Source organism: Salinibacterium sp. SWN139 (genome assembly GCF_015864625.1).
In the GTDB taxonomy this organism is placed as follows: Bacteria; Actinomycetota; Actinomycetes; order Actinomycetales; family Microbacteriaceae; genus Rhodoglobus.
The window spans coordinates 621,872-638,946 of sequence record NZ_JADYWV010000002.1 but is presented as its reverse complement, the minus strand read 5'-3'; the positions used below and the strand labels follow the sequence as shown (position 1 = coordinate 638,946).

Sequence of the window (17,075 nt, the reverse complement as noted above, 5' to 3'; positions counted from 1 at the left end):
CGAAAGGTTCTATTCGTTGCTGAGACGCTTGAGTTCGAGCTTGTTCTCGTTGATCTCGTGGAGAGCAACGGAGAGCGGCTTGTCGTCGATCGTGGAGTCTACGAGCGGCCCGACGTTGTCGAACAGGCTGCCCTCGTGGAGGTCAGCGTAGTAGTCGTTGATCTGGCGAGCGCGCTTCGAAGCGAAGATAACGAGCTGGTACTTGGAGTCAACCTTCGACAGCAGTTCGTCGATGGGGGGATCAATGATGCCCGAGTTCTTGTCAGCCATGAGGGTGCTCCTTGGAGTCGGAAGTGGTCGCGCCAGCGGGCGCATCCATCAATTCTACGACTTCTTGAGCCGCTTGGCTTACTTCTGTGTTCACAACTTTCACATCGAACTCTTCTTGAGCCGCCAATTCGACCTTTGCGGTCTCCAAACGGCGGGCCTGTTCGGCAGCATCTTCGGTGCCGCGACCGATCAGCCGGCGCACCAATTCTTCCCACGTTGGCGGGAGAAGAAAGACCAAGAGAGCCTCGGGCATGACGTTGCGAACGGAACGTGCGCCCTGCAGATCGATCTCGAGCATCACGCGCCTTCCCTCAGAAAGGGCAACATCGATTGGCGGGCGTGGCGTGCCGTAGCGGTACGAGTTGTGCACCACTGCCCACTCCAACAACTCATTCTTGGAGATCATCGCGTCGAACTCGTCATCGCTCACGAAGTAATAGTGAATGCCGTCGATCTCGCCCGGACGGGGCTTGCGCGTAGTCGCAGACACACTCAGCAGCACATCGGGGTGGTTGTCACGGATGAAGCTCGAGACGGTTCCCTTGCCCACAGCAGTCGGGCCGGCCAAGACCACGAGCCGCGTTGGCTCTGGCCCTTGGCGCTGCGAAAGGTAGGCCGCAAGGCGTTCGCGCTGCTTCGGCCCGAGGCCGCCGACCCGTTTGCGATCGGCGATCGCCAGATCGGCCATAATCGATTCAACCCGGGTTGGTCCGAGAGAGGGGACACTCATCAGCAGCTCGCGCACGAGCAATCGAGCTTCTGCACTGTCGGGCTGATCCCACGCTGTGCGCGCCACGCTGAGGGCGGTTCGAGCACGCTCAGCAACTTCACGTTTGACTGACGCCCGGGCGCGTCGCGCCGCAATAGCCGCGCGGGAGGCCGCTGCACGGTCAACGGCGGGTGGCTCCGGGCGAGGTCCCATTAGCGAACCTGCTCACGAAGTTGCGACCGTAGCGATCGAAGTTCTGCCGGGATCTGACTTGCACCCTCTTGCAGAACGCTGCGGGAAACGGTCACAATCGTGTTCGCCACGGCATCACCGTAGAGTTCGCGCGCCTGCTCGACCTGAGCACCTTGGGCTCCGAAACCCGGAGCAAGAACCGGCAGATCAACCAGTTCGCCATTGCGAATGCCGTAGTCGGCAACTTCGACGGTGGCGCCGATCACGACGCCAAATGACCCAAGCCCGCTTTCGGTGTTGAGGGCCGCCACATCGCGCACGACGCTAGCGGCTACAGTCGCCCCTTCGTGTTCACCTTCGGTGATGCGAGCCGACTGGATGGAGTGGGCCGAAGCATTAGAGGTTGCTGCCAAAACGAAAATGCCTTTGCCCGCTGAGCGAGCAAGTTCGAATGGGCCAGACAGCTCCGACACTCCCTGATAGGCCACAGCAGTCATTGCGTCGGCCTCGAGGGGTGAGCCCGGCGTCAGCCACGCTTGTCCATAGGCATCGACAGACGACGACAGGTCACCGCGCTTCACATCGGCAATCACGAGCAGCCCAGCGGAGCGCGCCAAGGCGAACGACTCCTCGAGAATCGCGTAGCCCGCGGATCCGAAGCGTTCGAAGAAGGCAACCTGGGGCTTGATCATTCCCACGTTGCCGGCTGCAGCGTCCACTGCGCGGAGAGCGAATTCGCGCACGCCGTGGGCGTCGTTGGAAAGCCCCCAGCTTTCGAGGAGGAACGGATGAGGGTCCACTCCCATGCACACTCCCCCAAACTCTTCGAAGGTCTGCGCAAGCCGTGAGGAGAAACTAGGCATTGTTGGCTACCTTCTCGAGCTCGGCGGCACGATCCAGAGCGTAATCCTGAAGCGATCGCACATCAAAGCCATCACGGATGGCCTCAAATGACGCGACAGCGGCCGCAAGCTGGGCCATAGTCGTGAAAATCGGCTTGTCGGCCGCGACCGTCGCGGTGCGGATTTCGTAGCCATCGGCACGCGCACTGCGGCCGCTCGGCGTGTTGATCACGACATCCACCTTGCCGTCGTTGATCATTTCAACGATCGACGGTTCAGCAGCATTTGCTTCCTGGCCCATGAAGTACTTGCGCACCACCTGAGCTTCGATGCCGTTGCGCGCGAGGATCTCGGCAGTTCCTTCGGTGGCGAGAATCGTGAAGCCCAGTTGGCTGAGACGCAGAACCGGCAGGATGACGGCACGCTTGTCGCGGTCAGCGACCGAGACGAAGACTGAGCCGCTGTCAGGCAGTCCGCCGTAAGCCGCTTCCTGACTCTTAGCGAACGCCTTCGGGAAGTTCGAGTCGATTCCCATCACTTCGCCGGTGGAGCGCATCTCCGGGCCGAGAACCGAGTCAACGACTTGGCCTTCAACAGTACGGAAACGGCGGAACGGCAATACCGCTTCCTTCACCGAGACCGGCGACGTCGATGGCACTTGCGAACCATCAAGAATCGGCAGCAGACCGCTGTCGACGAGTTGACGGATGCTTGAACCAGCCATGACGAGAGCAGCAGCCTTCGCCAGCGGAATCCCGAGTGCCTTCGATACGAACGGAACGGTGCGGCTCGCACGAGGATTAGCTTCGAGCACGTAGAGGATGCCCTGGCCGATTGCGAACTGCACGTTCAGGAGCCCGCGCACGCCGACGCCTTCAGCGATGGCGAGGGTAGCCTCGCGTACTCGATTAAGCACGTCACGCCCGAGCGTCACCGAGGGCAGGGTACAGGCAGAGTCGCCGGAGTGGATGCCGGCTTCTTCGATGTGTTCCATGATGCCGCCGACATAGAGTTCGGTCCCGTCATAAATGGCGTCGATATCGATCTCGATCGCGTCATCGAGGAACCGATCGACGAGCAACGGTGAGCTCGGCGAAATGATCACGACATCGCGAACCCGCTCGAAGTAATCGGCGAGAGCTTCGGAGTCATAGATGATCTCCATGCCACGCCCGCCAAGCACGTGCGAGGGGCGAACGAGAACCGGGAACCCGATGTGTTCGGCAATCTCGATCGCTTCGGACTGGTTAGTGGCGGTGCCGTTCTTGGGTGCGAGCAGCCCGGCGTTGTCGAGAATCTTGGAGAACAAACCACGTTCCTCGGCAAGGTCGATTGCCTCCGGCGTCGTTCCCAGAATCGGGATGCCGGCATCCTTGAGCCCTTGAGCAAGACCAAGTGCTGTCTGGCCACCAAGCTGCACGATCACCCCGAGGAGTTCACCGCTCTGGCTCTCAGCATGGATGATCTCGAGCACATCTTCGAGCGTGAGGGGCTCGAAGTAGAGCCGGTCACTCGTGTCGTAGTCGGTCGAAACCGTCTCGGGGTTGCAGTTGATCATGATGGTCTCGTAGCCCGCATCAGAGAGAGCAAACGAGGCATGAACACACGAGTAGTCAAACTCAATGCCCTGACCGATACGGTTCGGACCAGACCCAAGAATGATGACCTTCGTCTTCTCGCTCGGGGCAACTTCAGTCTCGGAGTCGTAGCTTGAGTAGTGGTATGGGGTGAGAGCCGGGAATTCCCCAGCACAGGTGTCAACCGTCTTGAAGACGGGGCGCACATCGAGTCCCCAACGCAGGTCGCGAACCTCAGCCTCAGTGGTCCCCCGAAGCTCCGCGATTTGCACGTCGCTGAAACCATGGTTCTTGGCGTGCGTGAGCAATGCGGCTGACAGCTCCGCGGCATCCGCAATGTCGACCGCAACCTCGTTGATAAGAGCGATCTGATCAACAAACCACGGGTCAATCTTGGTGGCTTCGAAGACCTCTTCGGTCGTGGCGCCCGCGCGCATCGCCTGCTGCACCGTGACGATACGACCGTCGGTGGCGATGGACGACAGAGCCAACAGTGCAGCCTTGTCGCCGACTTCGCCCTTCCAGTGGAAGCTCGAATCGCGCTTTTCGAGTGAACGAAGCGCCTTCTGCAACGCAGTCGAATAGTTGCGACCGATTGCCATGGCCTCACCGACCGATTTCATCGTGGTCGTGAGGCGGGTGTCTGCCGCAGGAAACTTCTCAAACGCAAAGCGCGGAACCTTCACCACAACGTAGTCAAGGGTTGGTTCAAAGCTCGCCGGAGTGACCTTCGTGATGTCATTGGGGATCTCATCGAGCCGGTACCCGATGGCGAGTTTGGCCGCAATCTTGGCGATCGGAAAGCCCGTTGCCTTCGACGCCAGAGCGCTCGACCGCGAAACACGGGGGTTCATCTCAATGACGATCACACGGCCGGTGGCGGGATCGATCGCGAACTGAACATTGCAGCCGCCGGTGTCAACGCCAACGGCGCGGATGATGTCGATGCCGATGTCGCGGAGATTCTGATACTCGCGGTCGGTCAGCGTGAGCGCCGGCGCGACAGTGATCGAGTCACCGGTGTGCACACCGACCGGGTCAACATTCTCAATCGAACACACCACAACGGTGTTGTCTGACGTGTCGCGCATGAGCTCGAGCTCGTACTCTTTCCAGCCCAGGATGCTCTCTTCAAGCAGCACCTCGGTCGTGGGGCTCTGGTGCAAGCCGTCAGTGACCATCCGGATCAGTTCTTCGCGTGAATACGCGAAGCCAGAACCGAGGCCGCCCATCGTGAAGGAGGGGCGGATCACGAGTGGATATCCGAGATCCTCGGCAAACTCAACCGCCTCAGGAACCGTGCGCGCGATGTACGACTTTGCGACCTCGGCACCACAATCGATCACGAGCTGCTTGAAGATCTGGCGGTCTTCACCACGGTTGATCGCTTCGAGGTTCGCGCCGATAAGTTCGACATTGTATTTGTCGAGGATGCCGTGAGCGTCGAGCTCGATCGCTGCATTGAGAGCGGTCTGACCGCCCAATGTGGGCAGCAGCGCATCCGGACGTTCCTTGGCGATGATCGACTCGATGACTTCCCACGTGATGGGCTCGATATAGGTTGCGTCGGCGAAATCAGGGTCGGTCATGATCGTGGCGGGGTTCGAGTTCACCAAGATGACGCGGATGCCCTCCTCACGCAGCACTCGGCAGGCTTGCGTTCCGGAGTAGTCGAACTCTGCTGCCTGACCGATAACGATCGGGCCGGAACCGATAACCAGTACCGAGGAAATGTCTTGTCTCTTGGGCATTACTTGCTGTCCTTTGCGTTCTCGAGAACAAGGTCGCGGAACCTGTCGAAAAGATAGTTGGCATCGTGGGGGCCTGAGGCCGCCTCGGGGTGGTACTGCACGGAGAAAGCGGGGATGTCGAGGGCGCGGAGACCTTCAACAACGTTGTCGTTGAGGTTGACATGGCTGACCTCGACGCGGCCAAAGCCCGCCGGTGACTGGCTGATTTCGCCGATAGGCGCGTCAACCGCAAAACCGTGATTGTGCGCGGTGATCTCGGTGCGCTGGGTCTGCACATCGATGACGGGCTGGTTGATTCCGCGGTGGCCGAAGGGCAACTTGTAGGTGCCGTAGCCGAGAGCACGACCGAGCAGCTGGTTGCCGAAACAGATACCGAAGAACGGCAGTCCCTTCGTGAGCACCTCGGTGAGGAGTGCAACGTGAGCGTCGGAGGCCGACGGGTCGCCTGGACCATTCGAGTAGAAGACGGCGACCGGCTCAATCGCCATCAGCTCGTCGAAAGTGACGGTCTGCGGCAGCACGTGAACGTCAAAGCCACGCTCAGCGAGGTAGTTGAGCGTTGACGTCTTCACGCCGAGGTCAAGAACAGCCAAGCGGCCGATGCTCTCCCCCACTGCGGCAACAACATAAGCCTCGGATGTCGACACTTCAGACGACAGACTCTGGCCGCTCATCTGGGCTGCGGCCGTGACTGCGGCAAGCTGCTCGTCATTGCTGAGTTCCGCATCCGCGCCGGAGAAGATTCCGCCACGCATGGAGCCGGAGTCGCGCAAGCGACGGGTGATCGCGCGAGTATCGACCCCGCTGATTCCCACGATGTTCTGGGTGACAAGTTCGTCGTCCAGTGACCCATCGGCGCGGTAGTTCGACACCACGCGGCTCGCATCACGCACAACGAAGCCGGAGACCCAAATTCGTGAGGATTCAGGGTCTTCATCATTCACACCGGTGTTGCCGATGTGCGGTGCCGTCATGACGACGATCTGTCCCGCGTAACTGGGGTCGGTGATCGTCTCTTGGTAGCCCGTCATACCGGTGGCGAAGACTACTTCGCCGAGGCGCTGACCGCGGGCGCCGTAGGCCTGACCGAGATAGCGCGTGCCATCTTCAAGGACGAGCACTGCAGGTTCAAAAGTCACAGGGACTGCCTTTCATTGCCGACGACTGTATCGAGAGCGCGTTCACACGTCTCGGGGTCGTCCATTCGGAAATAGCTATCGACTGCAGTGCCATCGAGTGTCCACTCGATCACCTGCAGCCCGTTGTTTTCGACCACGCGGTCGATGGTCCAGGTGGCGCGGGAAATGCCGCGCACCGTGTCACGAGCGAGCCAGAGATCGTCTGATCCCGCGCGCGAGACGACGATGCCTTCCGGATGCACTTCGAGCAAACAGTTCGCCCGGAATCCCAGGCCGTGCACGTTTACACGGTTGAGCTGATCGCCGGCAACAGTGGTCGATACGTACTTGCCACTAAAGCGCAGGTCAGTGTCGGCGAGGTCAGCCGGCGGCGCAACCGGGAGCCCGATGTGAGCCTGTCGTCGCTTTCGTGAATACCAGCCAGCAACCATGAGCGCCAGCAAGATAACCAGGATGCCGATCACGATGAGCACTGAGACGTCTTTAGACATTCGCTGCCTCGCTTTCAGCCAGTCTGGCCTGCTGAGCAACCTCAGCCGCATCGACGACGTCGCCATCTCGAACGGTTTCGTAACCGTTGTGGATGGTGGTCATCACGCGGCCGGGAAGTTCGCGTCCAAGGTAGGGCGAGTTCGTGCTCTTGCCCCGCAGCGACTCGGTAGAGAATGTTGACCGCGCGCTCGGGTCGACCAGCACGAGGTTCGCGGCTGAACCGAGAGCGAACGGTGTCGCGTACCCATCGAGGCGACCGATTTCGGCTGGCTTCTGCGAAAGGACGCGCGCGACATCCGTCCAGTTCAACTGACCAGAATCGACGACAGCCTGCTGAACGACGTTGAGAGCGGATTCAAGACCGATCATTCCGAACGCAGCTTCTGCCCACGAGCACTCTTTCGCCTCGGGCGGGTGCGGTGCGTGATCGGTCGCGACGATGTCAATGGTGCCGTCAGCCAGCGCGGCGCGAAGTGCGTGAACGTCTTCGTCACGTCGCAGAGGCGGGTTCACCTTGAAGCGCGCGTCGTAGCCGCGCACAAGTTCTTCCGTGAGGAGCAGGTGGTGAGGCGTCACCTCTGCCGTCACAGCAATTCCGCGAGCCTTAGCCCAGCGGATGACGTCAACCGACCCGGCGGTTGACAGGTGACAAATATGAAGGCGTGCCCCCACGTGTTCGGCGAGTAGCACGTCGCGCGCGATGATCGACTCTTCTGCGACGGCAGGCCAGCCCGCAAGACCAAGCTCACTGGATACTGCGCCCTCGTTCATCTGCGCATCGACAGTGAGCGTCGGCTCCTGAGCATGCTGGGCGACCACACCATCAAAAGTTTTCACGTATTCGAGCGCGCGACGCATGAGCAACGCGTTATGAACGCACTTGCCATCATCGGAGAAAACGCGCACGCCGGCTCGCGAATTGGCCATCGCACCGATCTCGGAAAGCGTGACGCCGTCAAGCCCTTCGGTGACAGCACCGATGGGCCGCACGGTCGCGTACCCGTGGTCGTTGCCGAGCGACTGAACCTGCTCAACAACTCCAGCGGTGTCTTGAACCGGCATGGTGTTGGCCATGGCGAAGACAGCAGTGAATCCGCCCATCGCTGCAGCACGACTGCCCGAGAGCACCGTTTCGCTCTGCTCGAAGCCAGGTTCACGCAAGTGAGTGTGAAGATCGACGAGACCGGGCAACGCCTGAAGGCCCGCGGCATCAATTGTGCGATCAGCCGCTGTCGCGTCGGTGAAGACTCCGCGCTCAATCGTGAAGTCGGCGCGCTCGCCATTCGGCAGAGTGGCGTTGACGATTCTGATACTCACGAGAGTCCTCTTCTCTGGGTTAGTACGCATTCAGGGGCGGCGGGCATGGTTCCCGCGCTCACCGCTCCACAGCTCCGGACAGCAAGTGATACAGCACCGACATCCTGACCGAGACGCCATTCGCCACTTGCTCAAGCACTGTCGATTGTGGTGAATCCGCGGCTCCCGCCGAGATTTCCAGGCCGCGGTTCATCGGCCCGGGGTGCATGACCATGCTACTTGTTGGCAGAGCGGTCATCCGTTCGTCATTGAGCCCCCATTGGCGTGAATACTCACGCGCGTTGGGGAAGAATGCGGCCGTCATTCGCTCGGCCTGAACCCGCAGCATCATGATGACGTCGGGGCCCTGCGCGATCGCGTCATCAAGGTCGTAGGAGGTCTCGACTGGCCACCCACTGAGGTTCACGGGAAGGAGAGTCGCCGGGGCAACCAGCGTCACGTGGGCGCCGAGCGTCGTCAGCAGCCAGACGTTCGAGCGCGCCACTCGAGAGTGAACGATGTCTCCCACGATCGTGACGGTCACACCGTCCAACCCTTTGCCCCGAGCAGCAGCCCCATGAAGACGACGACGAATCGTGAAAGCATCGAGCAGCGCTTGAGTCGGATGTTCGTGGGTGCCGTCACCGGCGTTCACAATTCCGGCATCGATCCAGCCAGCATCGGCAAGCGTCTTTGGGGCACCAGATGCCCAGTGTCGGACGACGACCGCGTCGGCTCCCATGGCAGCGAGAGTCTGAGCGGTGTCCTTGAGGTTCTCCCCCTTGGAGACGCTCGATCCCTTGGCTGCGAAGTTGATGACATCGGCGCTCAGTCGCTTCGCCGCCGCTTCGAATGAAATGCGCGTGCGCGTGGAATCTTCAAAGAAGAGGTTGATCACGGTCTTGCCGCGCAGTGTCGGAAGCTTCTTCACTTCGCGCTCAGAGACAGCGGCCATATCTTCCGCCACGTCCAGAATCGCGATGGCCTCATCGCGGGGCAAACCTTGAGTACTCAGTAGGTGCCTCATCCGATCGTCACCTCATCCGATCCGTCGATTTCTTCAAGGCGCACGTTAATACGCTCCTCCATCGAGCTGGGAAGATTCTTACCCACAAAGTCGGCCCGAATCGGAAATTCCCGGTGACCGCGGTCGACGAGCACCGCGAGGCGCACAGCGCGCGGGCGCCCGAGATCGCCGAGAGCATCGAGTGCGGCACGGATGGTGCGCCCGGAGTACAACACGTCGTCGACCAGCACGACCGTCTTGCCATCGATACCCCCGGCCGGGATGTCGGTCGGGCCAGTTGCTCGAGTGGGGTTCTGCGCCAGATCATCGCGGTACATCGTGACGTCGAGCACCCCTGATGTCACGGGTGTGGGGTCGACCGATTGAATGATCGCCGCAATCCGCTTGGCGAGGGTCACCCCACGCGTAGGAATACCGAGAATGACGAGATCGTCGGAACCGCGATTGGACTCGAGGATTTCATGGGAAATCCGAGTCAACGCTCGGGTGATATCAGCATGCTGCAACACAGTGCGTACAGACATTCTGACCTCCTTCCCCGCCTCTCTGGACGGAATTTAAAGGAAATCTGTTTCACCGACTATACCGCGCTCGCGGCAGCGCTACGACCCCCAGCGTTTTAGCAAGAAACGTTCGAGTAGGCCGACCGCACTATCCGTGCCCTTACCCAGAATTCCGAGCAGGATGATCGTGAGAAACAGTCGATCTATTCGGCCGTTCTGTTGCGAATCGACGAGCAAGAAGCCGAGACCGAGCGAGGCTCCAAGCAACTCCCCCGCGACCAAGAAGAGCCACGCCTGAGCCAGTGCAAGCCGCAGAGACGAGATCACGGCGGGAACTACCGCTGGCAATTGCACGAGGCTCAGCAACGCCGGACCGGAGTAGCCGTAGCTACGTCCCAGCTCCACAAGATGAGCATCCACATGCCGAAGGGCCGGGGCAACGGTCGTATAAACCGGAAAGAACGCTCCAATCGCGACGAGAGCGACTTTCGAGTCTTCATTGAGACCGAGGTAAAGGCCGAGTAGCGGCACCCACGCCAAAGACGGCACGGCGCGCAGTGCGCCCAAAGTCGGGGCGAAGAGTTCGGATGCCCGTGCCGAGAGACCCACAATCGACGCAAGCGCCAATCCGACAATCGCCCCAATTCCAAACCCAAGCAGTACGCGCTGCGTGGAGATCGCGATGTGTTGGTACAGCACTCCGCGCTCGTAGAGGTCGACTCCCGCGGCCCATACGCTCAGCGGCGTTGGGAGCCGATAGCTCGGCACCAACCCCGATGTCGCAATCGCTTGCCAGAGAACGATCACAGCAATCGGAATCACGGCACCGAGGACTGTGGCTCGCACCCACCGTCGCCGCGGGCGAGGCTCCGACGTGACGGGCACCGGGGCACCCGTCACGTCGCCCACCAGAGGCCTCTCGAGCACCGGCGTTCCGCTATTCAGCGACACGACTCGGGTCCGCAGCGTCGACATACGTTGTCTCGAACAATGACGCGAGAGCGTCATCGATTTGCGACTGCTCCGCAACGGCACCCGAGTCAACAAAGATCGGGCCAATCACGTTGAGCACGTCGAGCTGCTTCTGGCCTGGGGCAGGGTCAATGGCCAGATTGGTGCGTTCCAGCAGCACAGAGTTGGCAATCGGGAGATCGATGCCGGCGACATCCGCAAAGATCGCTGCGGCGTCATCCGGGCTATCGGCGGCCCACTGACGCGCCTTCTCATACGCATCAACGACAAGCTGCGCGAGGTCAGGCGATGTCTCGAGGAAACTCTCCGTGGCGTTGAGGAAGCCATAGCTGTTGAAATCTGGATTGTCGTACACGATTCGCGAACCTGCGTTCACGACCGATGCACTCATGAGTGGATCGAGCCCGGCCCACGCATCAACCGTGCCCGCTTCGAGCGCAGTCTTTCCGTCAGCGTGCTGAAGCTGAGTGATCGTGACCTCGTCAAGGCCTATACCGGCTTCCGCGAGAGTCTGGAGCAGGAAGAAGTAAGGGTCGGTGCCCGCATTGGCTGCGATGTTCTTACCGCGAAGGTCATCAGCCGACTGAATGTCTGAATCGGCGGCAACGACGATTGCTGACCAGTTGGGCTGCGAGTAAACATCGATCGTCTTGATCGGCGAACCATTGGCACGGGCCAGAAGCGCTGCGGAACCTGCCGTCGAGCCCACGTCAAGCGAACCGGAGCGAAGCGCGTCGTTCGCGGCAGCGGAGCCGGATGACTGAATCCAGGTGACTTCAACGTCATCACCGAGCGTCTCTTCTAGCCAGCCCTCTTCTTTGATGATGAGGCTGAGTGGGTTGTACGTCGCGAAGTCAACCGTGAGGTGGTCACTGCTCCAGCCAGCGGAGGTGTCAGGGGCATCGGGTGAGAGCGACGAGCCTTCACCTTCGACGCAGCCCGAGACGCCAAGAGCGAGAACAAGAACACCAGCGGCAACCGAAGCGATACGAAAACGGGGAGACATAGTTTCCTTCAGAGAGAGAGAAATGAGAATGGATGACGGGGAAAGTCAGTGTTACTAGCGAGCTGACAGATGGTGGGTGGGAACGCCAAGCCCTTCGAGCAGCTCAGCGCGCAGTTCGGCAAGATCTCCACTTCCCCGGTCACGAGGGCGTAGGCCCGGCACGACGACGGTGGAACGGATGCTGGCGTGCGCAGCGCTTTCCGTGGGGTCAATCGCGCCGAGCAGGATCACGCGGTCGGCGAGATACAGGGCCTCATCGACATCGTGAGTGACGATGACGATCGTCGCGGGCTCTGCAGTGTGGAGATCGAGCAACAGGTCCTGCATCGAGAGGCGGGTAAGAGCGTCGAGCGCACCAAATGGTTCGTCGAGCAGGAGAACGCCGGGTCGACGAGCCAATGCTCGCGCGAGCGACACACGCTGGGCCATGCCACCGGAAATTTCTCGCGGACGAAGATGGGCCGATGACGAGAGCTTCACCAGCTCCAGCAATTCGGCGACGCGGTCTCGGTCAGCGCTGGTGCGCTTTCCCCGTGGCAGGCCGACTTCGACGTTACGGGTGATCGAACGCCACGGCAGAAGGCGAGGTTCTTGGAACGCGATTGCGGAGCGAGCATCCAGTCCAGTAACGGGAAGGCCACCGATAGCGATGGAGCCATCGGTAGGGCTGTCCAAGCCACCGATGTGCCGCAGCAGCGTCGACTTGCCACAGCCGGATGGCCCAATCAGCGCAACAATCTCGCCGGCAGCGATCTCGAGTGAGAGCTCGTTCAAGACAACGCGGTCACCAAAGCGGCGCGACAACTCGCGAATGGAGACAGACAGCGCATCGGCTGGGGTGCTGGAGCGAAGGGTCGAAGAACTCATCCCTGAACGCTAGGACCGCGGGGATGCCGTGGCCAGCGCAGTCGTAACGTAGCGTCACGCACGGGCGTAACGCTACGTCACATAAGGCGAACTATTCGGTGCTGGCCGCGATGCGACCGAGCAAACCATTGATGAATCCGGCGGAGTCTTCGGTCGAGTGCACTTTGGCAGATTCGACTGCTTCAGAGATTGCGACTCCGGTCGGAACCTCATCGTTGTACATGATTTCCCAGAGACCGATGCGGAGCAGAGCGCGGTCGACCGCAGGCATGCGGTTCAAAGGCCAGCCCTGAGAATAGGTCTCGATGAGCTCATCGATTTCTTCGCCGTGTTCGGTGATACCGACCACGATGTCTTGAGCGTACGCCCACGCCGTAGCGCGAGCGGGTTCACTCATCGCGCGGGAAGATTCGGCCGCGAGAGCTGCGTTGATGCTCTCGCCGCGAACATCCGCGCCGTACATGACGTCAAGCGCGCGCTTACGCGCCTTGCTACGAGCCCCCATTTAGTCGTTCACGCGACCGAGGTAGCTACCATCACGAGTATCGACCTTGACGCGGGTGCCCTGCTCAACGAACAGCGGAACCTGAATCTGGTAACCGGTCTCCACGGTGGCGGGCTTGCTGCCACCGGTGGAACGGTCGCCCTGAAGGCCAGGCTCGGTGTAGGTGATTTCGAGAACAACGGATGCCGGAAGCTCTACATAGAGCGGCTCGCCGTTGTGCAACGCGATAACGACGTTCTGGTTTTCGAGCATGAAGTTTGCAGCATCGCCAACAGCGGTCTCGCTCAGAGTGATCTGGTCGTAATCGCTCGTGTTCATGAACACGAAGTTTTCGAGATCCTTATACAGGTACTGGAACTCCGAGCGATCAACGGTTTCGGTTTCAATTTTGGCGCCAGCGTTGAAGGTGCGGTCTACGGTTTTGCCCGAGCGCACGTTCTTGACCTTGGTGCGAACAAAAGCACCGCCCTTGCCGGGCTTGACGTGTTGGAACTCGATAACGGTCCACAAGCCACCGTCCATGTTGAGAACGACGCCGTTCCTGATGTCAGCGGTAGAGGCCATGCGTGAATCCGTTTCTGTTAACGAGTAAAAGCGCGATTAAGTCGACGAGCGACAAAAACCAACATTCGAGTCTAACTGAGTCGTCGAGCAACCGCGTCGAGGGCAAGGATATAGGAGTCGAAACCGAAGCCAGCGATGACGCCAGTGGCAACGCCCGAGATGACGCTGGTGTGGCGGAATTCTTCCCGCGCGTGCGGGTTGGTGATGTGCACTTCGACCAAGGGCAACCCCGCACCCGATACCTGAGCCGCGGCATCCCGAAGAGCGTAGGAGTAGTGCGTGAAGGCCGCCGGGTTCATGATCACGGGAGCACCAGCATCCACTGCTTCATGAAGCCATGAAACCAGTTCGGTCTCGCTGTCGGTCTGACGAAAATCGAGAACAATGGATGCCGCGTTGGGCAACGTCTGCACGTGAGCCTCGAGCTCAGCGCTCAAGTCGACGAGAGTTCCTCCGCCATAGACATCGGGTTCTCTGCTGCCGAGACGGCCGAGATTGGGGCCGTTAAGCACGAATACTGTAGTCACCGCTCCACTCTAGCGAGGAAGCCCCGCTAGACCCCGACTTCTTGGTACGCGGAGTAGAGCATGGCTTCGTCTGGTCCATTGAGCATCGACGTGTGGCCGACAGAATCGAGCACGACAAATCGGATCATGCCGGCACGGGCCTTCTTATCGCGCTGCATCGTGGCAAGCAACGTATTCCAGCGGCCGAGAGGGTAATCAATGGGAAGACTCAGCGACTGCAGGATACTACGGTGACGATCAACCACGTCTGAACTCAAAGAACCCGCGAGATGCGCGAGCTCGGCAGCAAACACCATTCCGACCGACACTGCGGCACCGTGGCGCCAGCGGTAGCGTTCAGCATGTTCGATCGCGTGCCCAAGAGTGTGGCCGTAATTCAGCGTCTCGCGCAGGCCCTTCTCCATAAAGTCTTCGCCAACGACGCGGGCCTTGAGCCCGATCGAGAGCTCAACAACACGACGGAACGACTCGGAATGCGGATCGGTCACCGCATCCACGTCGGCTTCGATCAGGTCGAGGATCTCGGGCTCACCGATAAAACCGCACTTCACGATCTCGGCGAAGCCAGCCAAAACCTCGTTACGAGGGAGGTCATCAAGCACATCGAGGTCAGCCACGACCGCGCTCGGCGCGTAGAAGGCACCAACGAGGTTTTTGCCCTCAGCGGTGTTAATCCCCGTCTTGCCACCCACGGCAGCATCCACCATTCCCGCAACACTCGTCGGGCACTGAATGAGCTTCACGCCGCGCAACCACGTTGCCGCGACAAAGCCTGCAAGGTCAGTTGATGCCCCGCCGCCGAAGCCGATGACGGCATCCGTGCGCGTGAAGTCGGTCTGGCCCATGATCTGCCAGCAAAATGCGGCGACTTCGATTCGCTTCGCATCTTCGGCATCCGGAACCTCAGCGAGAAGCACTTCGTAGTTTTCCGACAGCGAGTCGCGCAGGGCATTCGCTCGCGCGCCCAGCGTCGCCGGGTGGATGATGAGCACTTTCGCGACGCGCGGTCCGAGCTGTTCCGCAAGTTTCGGCAACAAACCGCGGCCGACGAGAACGTCGTAAGGATTGGTCCCGGCGACCGGGATGATCGTAGTTTCGGTCATTGTTGTTGGGTTCCCAACCAGTCGGCGATTTCGCGCGCGACTTTTTCCATTGGCTTCAGTGAGGTATCGATCGTGAGCGACGATAACTCGTCGTAAATGGGGCGACGAGCTTCGACAAGCTTCTCCCACTCGTCAGCGTTCTTCACCAGAGGGCGTTTGCTGCCAGCGATACGAAGTCGAGCGGCAGCCTTTGACATTGTTAATTGGACAACGCGGTGTGATTCGAGGTCGGCCCGGGTGTCGAGATTGAGCACTGCTCCCCCGCCCAGAGTGACAACAGCGGGTTCAAGTAGAGCGTTAGCGACTGCTTCGCGCTCGCGATCCCGAAAATACTCTTCGCCAAATTCGGCGAACAACTCCGGGATGGGCCCGTGGGATGCGACGACCACTTTGTCAGTATCGATCAGGGGAGCATCCAGAATCTTCGCCAGCTTCTTGCCGGCGCGCGTCTTACCTGAGCCTGGTGCGCCGATGATGACGACGAGCGCACCGCTGTCATTCAGCACGCGAAGCCCGTGTGGTGTTGAGCGAGTCTGGGATTGATGCAAGGTACGAGTCGAGGTTGCGCTTGGTCTCACCAAGCGAGTCGCCCCCAAACTTCTCGAGTACTGAGTTAGCGAGCGTCAACGCGACCATGGCTTCGGCAACCACTCCAGCGGCGGGCACGGCACACACGTCGGAGCGTTGGTGGTGCGCGACAGCAGCCTCACCAGTGGCGATATCGACGGTACGCAATGCCCGGGGCACAGTTGAGATGGGCTTCATGGCGGCGCGCACCCGCAAGACGGTGCCGGTGGTCATGCCACCCTCGATGCCGCCGGCGCGGTCGCTGAGGCGCGAGATGCCATCGTCATCCTGCACAAGTTCGTCATGAGCGACAGAACCGCGACGACCAGCGGTCTCAAAGCCATCCCCGACTTCGACACCCTTGATGGCTTGAATGCCCATGAGCGCGGCAGAGAGTTGAGCGTCGAGTCGGCGATCCCAGTGCGTGTACGAGCCGAGCCCGGGCGGAAGACCATAAGCGAGAACCTCGACTACACCGCCGAGGGTGTCGCCATCTTCGTGAGCCTGATCGACTTCGGCGACCATGAGCTCAGAGGTCGCGGGGTCAAAGCAGCGCAAGAGATCAGCGTCGAGCGTGGCCACGTCGTCCGGCGCAGGGAGCGGGCTTCCCTCGGGCGAACGAACGGTGCCGATCGACAAGGTGTGACTGACCAAACGGATGCCGAGCCCACCCAAGAAGGCGCGAGCAATAGCTCCGAGCGCCACCCGAGCTGCAGTCTCGCGGGCGCTGGCCCGTTCGAGAACATTGCGGGACTCGGCAAAGTCGTATTTCTGCATACCGACGAGGTCGGCGTGGCCAGGGCGAGGGCGCGTAAGCGCGGCACCGCGGCCCTTCGGCAGCGTTTCAGGATCGACAGGAACGGGGCTCATTACATCGACCCAGCGCGGCCACTCCGTGTTGCCGATTCGCAACGCGATTGGGCTACCCATCGTGGCACCAAAGCGGATTCCACCGCTCAGCGTGAGTTCATCCTGCTCGAACTTCATGCGCGCGCCGCGGCCGTAGCCGAGCGTGCGACGCACAAGATCCGCCTGAATCTGCTCAGGAGAAATGGGGACGCCCGACGGCATCCCCTCAAGGATCGCGACCAATTCTGGGCCGTGAGATTCACCGGCCGTTAACCATCGAAGCATGCGTCAATCCTCCCACATGCGCGCGTGACACT

The 17,075-nt window shown here is 60.6% G+C and carries 18 protein-coding genes; all 18 read right to left on the bottom strand.

What is annotated here, in order from left to right; translation table 11 throughout:
* Nucleotides 1–9 precede the first annotated feature (9 nt).
* Entirely contained in the window at nt 10–270 is a 261-nt protein-coding gene (gene rpoZ, locus I6E74_RS08205) for a DNA-directed RNA polymerase subunit omega (protein WP_197105687.1), read from the bottom strand.
* Nucleotides 263–1,192, bottom strand: a complete 930-nt coding sequence (gmk, locus tag I6E74_RS08200) for a guanylate kinase (protein ID WP_197124607.1) — start codon at nt 1,190–1,192, stop codon at nt 263–265. The genes rpoZ and gmk overlap by 8 nt, the downstream gene beginning before the upstream one ends.
* Nucleotides 1,192–2,034: an orotidine-5'-phosphate decarboxylase gene (gene pyrF / locus I6E74_RS08195; protein WP_197124606.1), complete on the bottom strand. Its 843-nt coding sequence runs from the start codon at nt 2,032–2,034 to the stop codon at nt 1,192–1,194. Before pyrF ends, gmk begins: the two co-directional genes overlap by 1 nt.
* On the bottom strand, nt 2,027–5,341 hold the full coding sequence (carB, locus tag I6E74_RS08190; RefSeq protein ID WP_197124604.1) for a carbamoyl-phosphate synthase large subunit: 3,315 nt from the start codon (nt 5,339–5,341) through the stop codon (nt 2,027–2,029). The genes pyrF and carB overlap by 8 nt, the downstream gene beginning before the upstream one ends.
* Nucleotides 5,341–6,480, bottom strand: a complete 1,140-nt coding sequence (carA, locus tag I6E74_RS08185; protein ID WP_197124602.1) for a glutamine-hydrolyzing carbamoyl-phosphate synthase small subunit — start codon at nt 6,478–6,480, stop codon at nt 5,341–5,343. The genes carB and carA overlap by 1 nt, the downstream gene beginning before the upstream one ends.
* On the bottom strand, nt 6,477–6,971 hold the full coding sequence (locus tag I6E74_RS08180; protein ID WP_197124600.1) for a hypothetical protein: 495 nt from the start codon (nt 6,969–6,971) through the stop codon (nt 6,477–6,479). The genes carA and I6E74_RS08180 overlap by 4 nt, the downstream gene beginning before the upstream one ends.
* On the bottom strand, nt 6,964–8,319 hold the full coding sequence (locus I6E74_RS08175) for a dihydroorotase (RefSeq protein WP_197124599.1): 1,356 nt from the start codon (nt 8,317–8,319) through the stop codon (nt 6,964–6,966). Before I6E74_RS08175 ends, I6E74_RS08180 begins: the two co-directional genes overlap by 8 nt.
* Nucleotides 8,320–8,347: 28 nt before the next feature.
* Complete coding sequence (locus I6E74_RS08170) at nt 8,348–9,295, bottom strand: aspartate carbamoyltransferase catalytic subunit (protein WP_197124598.1); 948 nt, start codon at nt 9,293–9,295, stop codon at nt 8,348–8,350.
* Complete coding sequence (pyrR, locus tag I6E74_RS08165) at nt 9,292–9,819, bottom strand: bifunctional pyr operon transcriptional regulator/uracil phosphoribosyltransferase PyrR (protein ID WP_197124597.1); 528 nt, start codon at nt 9,817–9,819, stop codon at nt 9,292–9,294. The genes I6E74_RS08170 and pyrR overlap by 4 nt, the downstream gene beginning before the upstream one ends.
* A 78-nt stretch (nt 9,820–9,897) precedes the next feature.
* Nucleotides 9,898–10,743: an ABC transporter permease gene (locus tag I6E74_RS08160; protein ID WP_231604945.1), complete on the bottom strand. Its 846-nt coding sequence runs from the start codon at nt 10,741–10,743 to the stop codon at nt 9,898–9,900.
* Nucleotides 10,736–11,776 carry an aliphatic sulfonate ABC transporter substrate-binding protein gene (locus I6E74_RS08155; RefSeq protein ID WP_197124595.1) on the bottom strand — a complete coding sequence of 347 codons (1,041 nt, stop codon included), beginning with the start codon at nt 11,774–11,776 and terminating at the stop codon, nt 10,736–10,738. The genes I6E74_RS08160 and I6E74_RS08155 overlap by 8 nt, the downstream gene beginning before the upstream one ends.
* Nucleotides 11,777–11,830: 54 nt before the next feature.
* Complete coding sequence (locus I6E74_RS08150; RefSeq protein ID WP_197124594.1) at nt 11,831–12,643, bottom strand: ABC transporter ATP-binding protein; 813 nt, start codon at nt 12,641–12,643, stop codon at nt 11,831–11,833.
* A gap of 91 nt (nt 12,644–12,734) precedes the next feature.
* A complete protein-coding gene (nusB, locus tag I6E74_RS08145; RefSeq protein ID WP_197105698.1) occupies nt 12,735–13,148 on the bottom strand; it encodes a transcription antitermination factor NusB in 414 nt (137 codons plus the stop codon).
* A complete protein-coding gene (efp, locus tag I6E74_RS08140) occupies nt 13,149–13,712 on the bottom strand; it encodes an elongation factor P (RefSeq protein ID WP_197105699.1) in 564 nt (187 codons plus the stop codon).
* Nucleotides 13,713–13,783: 71 nt separating this feature from the next.
* Complete coding sequence (locus tag I6E74_RS08135) at nt 13,784–14,239, bottom strand: type II 3-dehydroquinate dehydratase (RefSeq protein ID WP_197124592.1); 456 nt, start codon at nt 14,237–14,239, stop codon at nt 13,784–13,786.
* Between the two features lie 26 nt (nt 14,240–14,265).
* Complete coding sequence (gene aroB, locus I6E74_RS08130; RefSeq protein ID WP_197124590.1) at nt 14,266–15,342, bottom strand: 3-dehydroquinate synthase; 1,077 nt, start codon at nt 15,340–15,342, stop codon at nt 14,266–14,268.
* Nucleotides 15,339–15,848 carry a shikimate kinase gene (locus tag I6E74_RS08125; RefSeq protein WP_197124588.1) on the bottom strand — a complete coding sequence of 170 codons (510 nt, stop codon included), beginning with the start codon at nt 15,846–15,848 and terminating at the stop codon, nt 15,339–15,341. The genes aroB and I6E74_RS08125 overlap by 4 nt, the downstream gene beginning before the upstream one ends.
* Entirely contained in the window at nt 15,838–17,043 is a 1,206-nt protein-coding gene (gene aroC / locus I6E74_RS08120) for a chorismate synthase (RefSeq protein ID WP_197124586.1), read from the bottom strand. The genes I6E74_RS08125 and aroC overlap by 11 nt, the downstream gene beginning before the upstream one ends.
* Nucleotides 17,044–17,075: the final 32 nt, after the last annotated feature.

Coding starts and splice junctions, on each gene's coding strand:
- pyrF (WP_197124606.1), bottom strand. CDS start 2,034: ATGCCTAGTTTCTCCTCACGGCTTGCGCAGACCTTCGAAGAGTTTGGG.
- nusB (WP_197105698.1), bottom strand. CDS start 13,148: ATGGGGGCTCGTAGCAAGGCGCGTAAGCGCGCGCTTGACGTCATGTAC.
- aroB (WP_197124590.1), bottom strand. CDS start 15,342: ATGACCGAAACTACGATCATCCCGGTCGCCGGGACCAATCCTTACGAC.
- I6E74_RS08180 (WP_197124600.1), bottom strand. CDS start 6,971: ATGTCTAAAGACGTCTCAGTGCTCATCGTGATCGGCATCCTGGTTATC.
- carB (WP_197124604.1), bottom strand. CDS start 5,341: ATGCCCAAGAGACAAGACATTTCCTCGGTACTGGTTATCGGTTCCGGC.
- pyrR (WP_197124597.1), bottom strand. CDS start 9,819: ATGTCTGTACGCACTGTGTTGCAGCATGCTGATATCACCCGAGCGTTG.
- I6E74_RS08155 (WP_197124595.1), bottom strand. CDS start 11,776: ATGTCTCCCCGTTTTCGTATCGCTTCGGTTGCCGCTGGTGTTCTTGTT.
- I6E74_RS08170 (WP_197124598.1), bottom strand. CDS start 9,295: ATGAGGCACCTACTGAGTACTCAAGGTTTGCCCCGCGATGAGGCCATC.
- I6E74_RS08175 (WP_197124599.1), bottom strand. CDS start 8,319: ATGCGTACTAACCCAGAGAAGAGGACTCTCGTGAGTATCAGAATCGTC.
- gmk (WP_197124607.1), bottom strand. CDS start 1,192: ATGGGACCTCGCCCGGAGCCACCCGCCGTTGACCGTGCAGCGGCCTCC.
- efp (WP_197105699.1), bottom strand. CDS start 13,712: ATGGCCTCTACCGCTGACATCAGGAACGGCGTCGTTCTCAACATGGAC.
- I6E74_RS08150 (WP_197124594.1), bottom strand. CDS start 12,643: ATGAGTTCTTCGACCCTTCGCTCCAGCACCCCAGCCGATGCGCTGTCT.
- rpoZ (WP_197105687.1), bottom strand. CDS start 270: ATGGCTGACAAGAACTCGGGCATCATTGATCCCCCCATCGACGAACTG.
- aroC (WP_197124586.1), bottom strand. CDS start 17,043: ATGCTTCGATGGTTAACGGCCGGTGAATCTCACGGCCCAGAATTGGTC.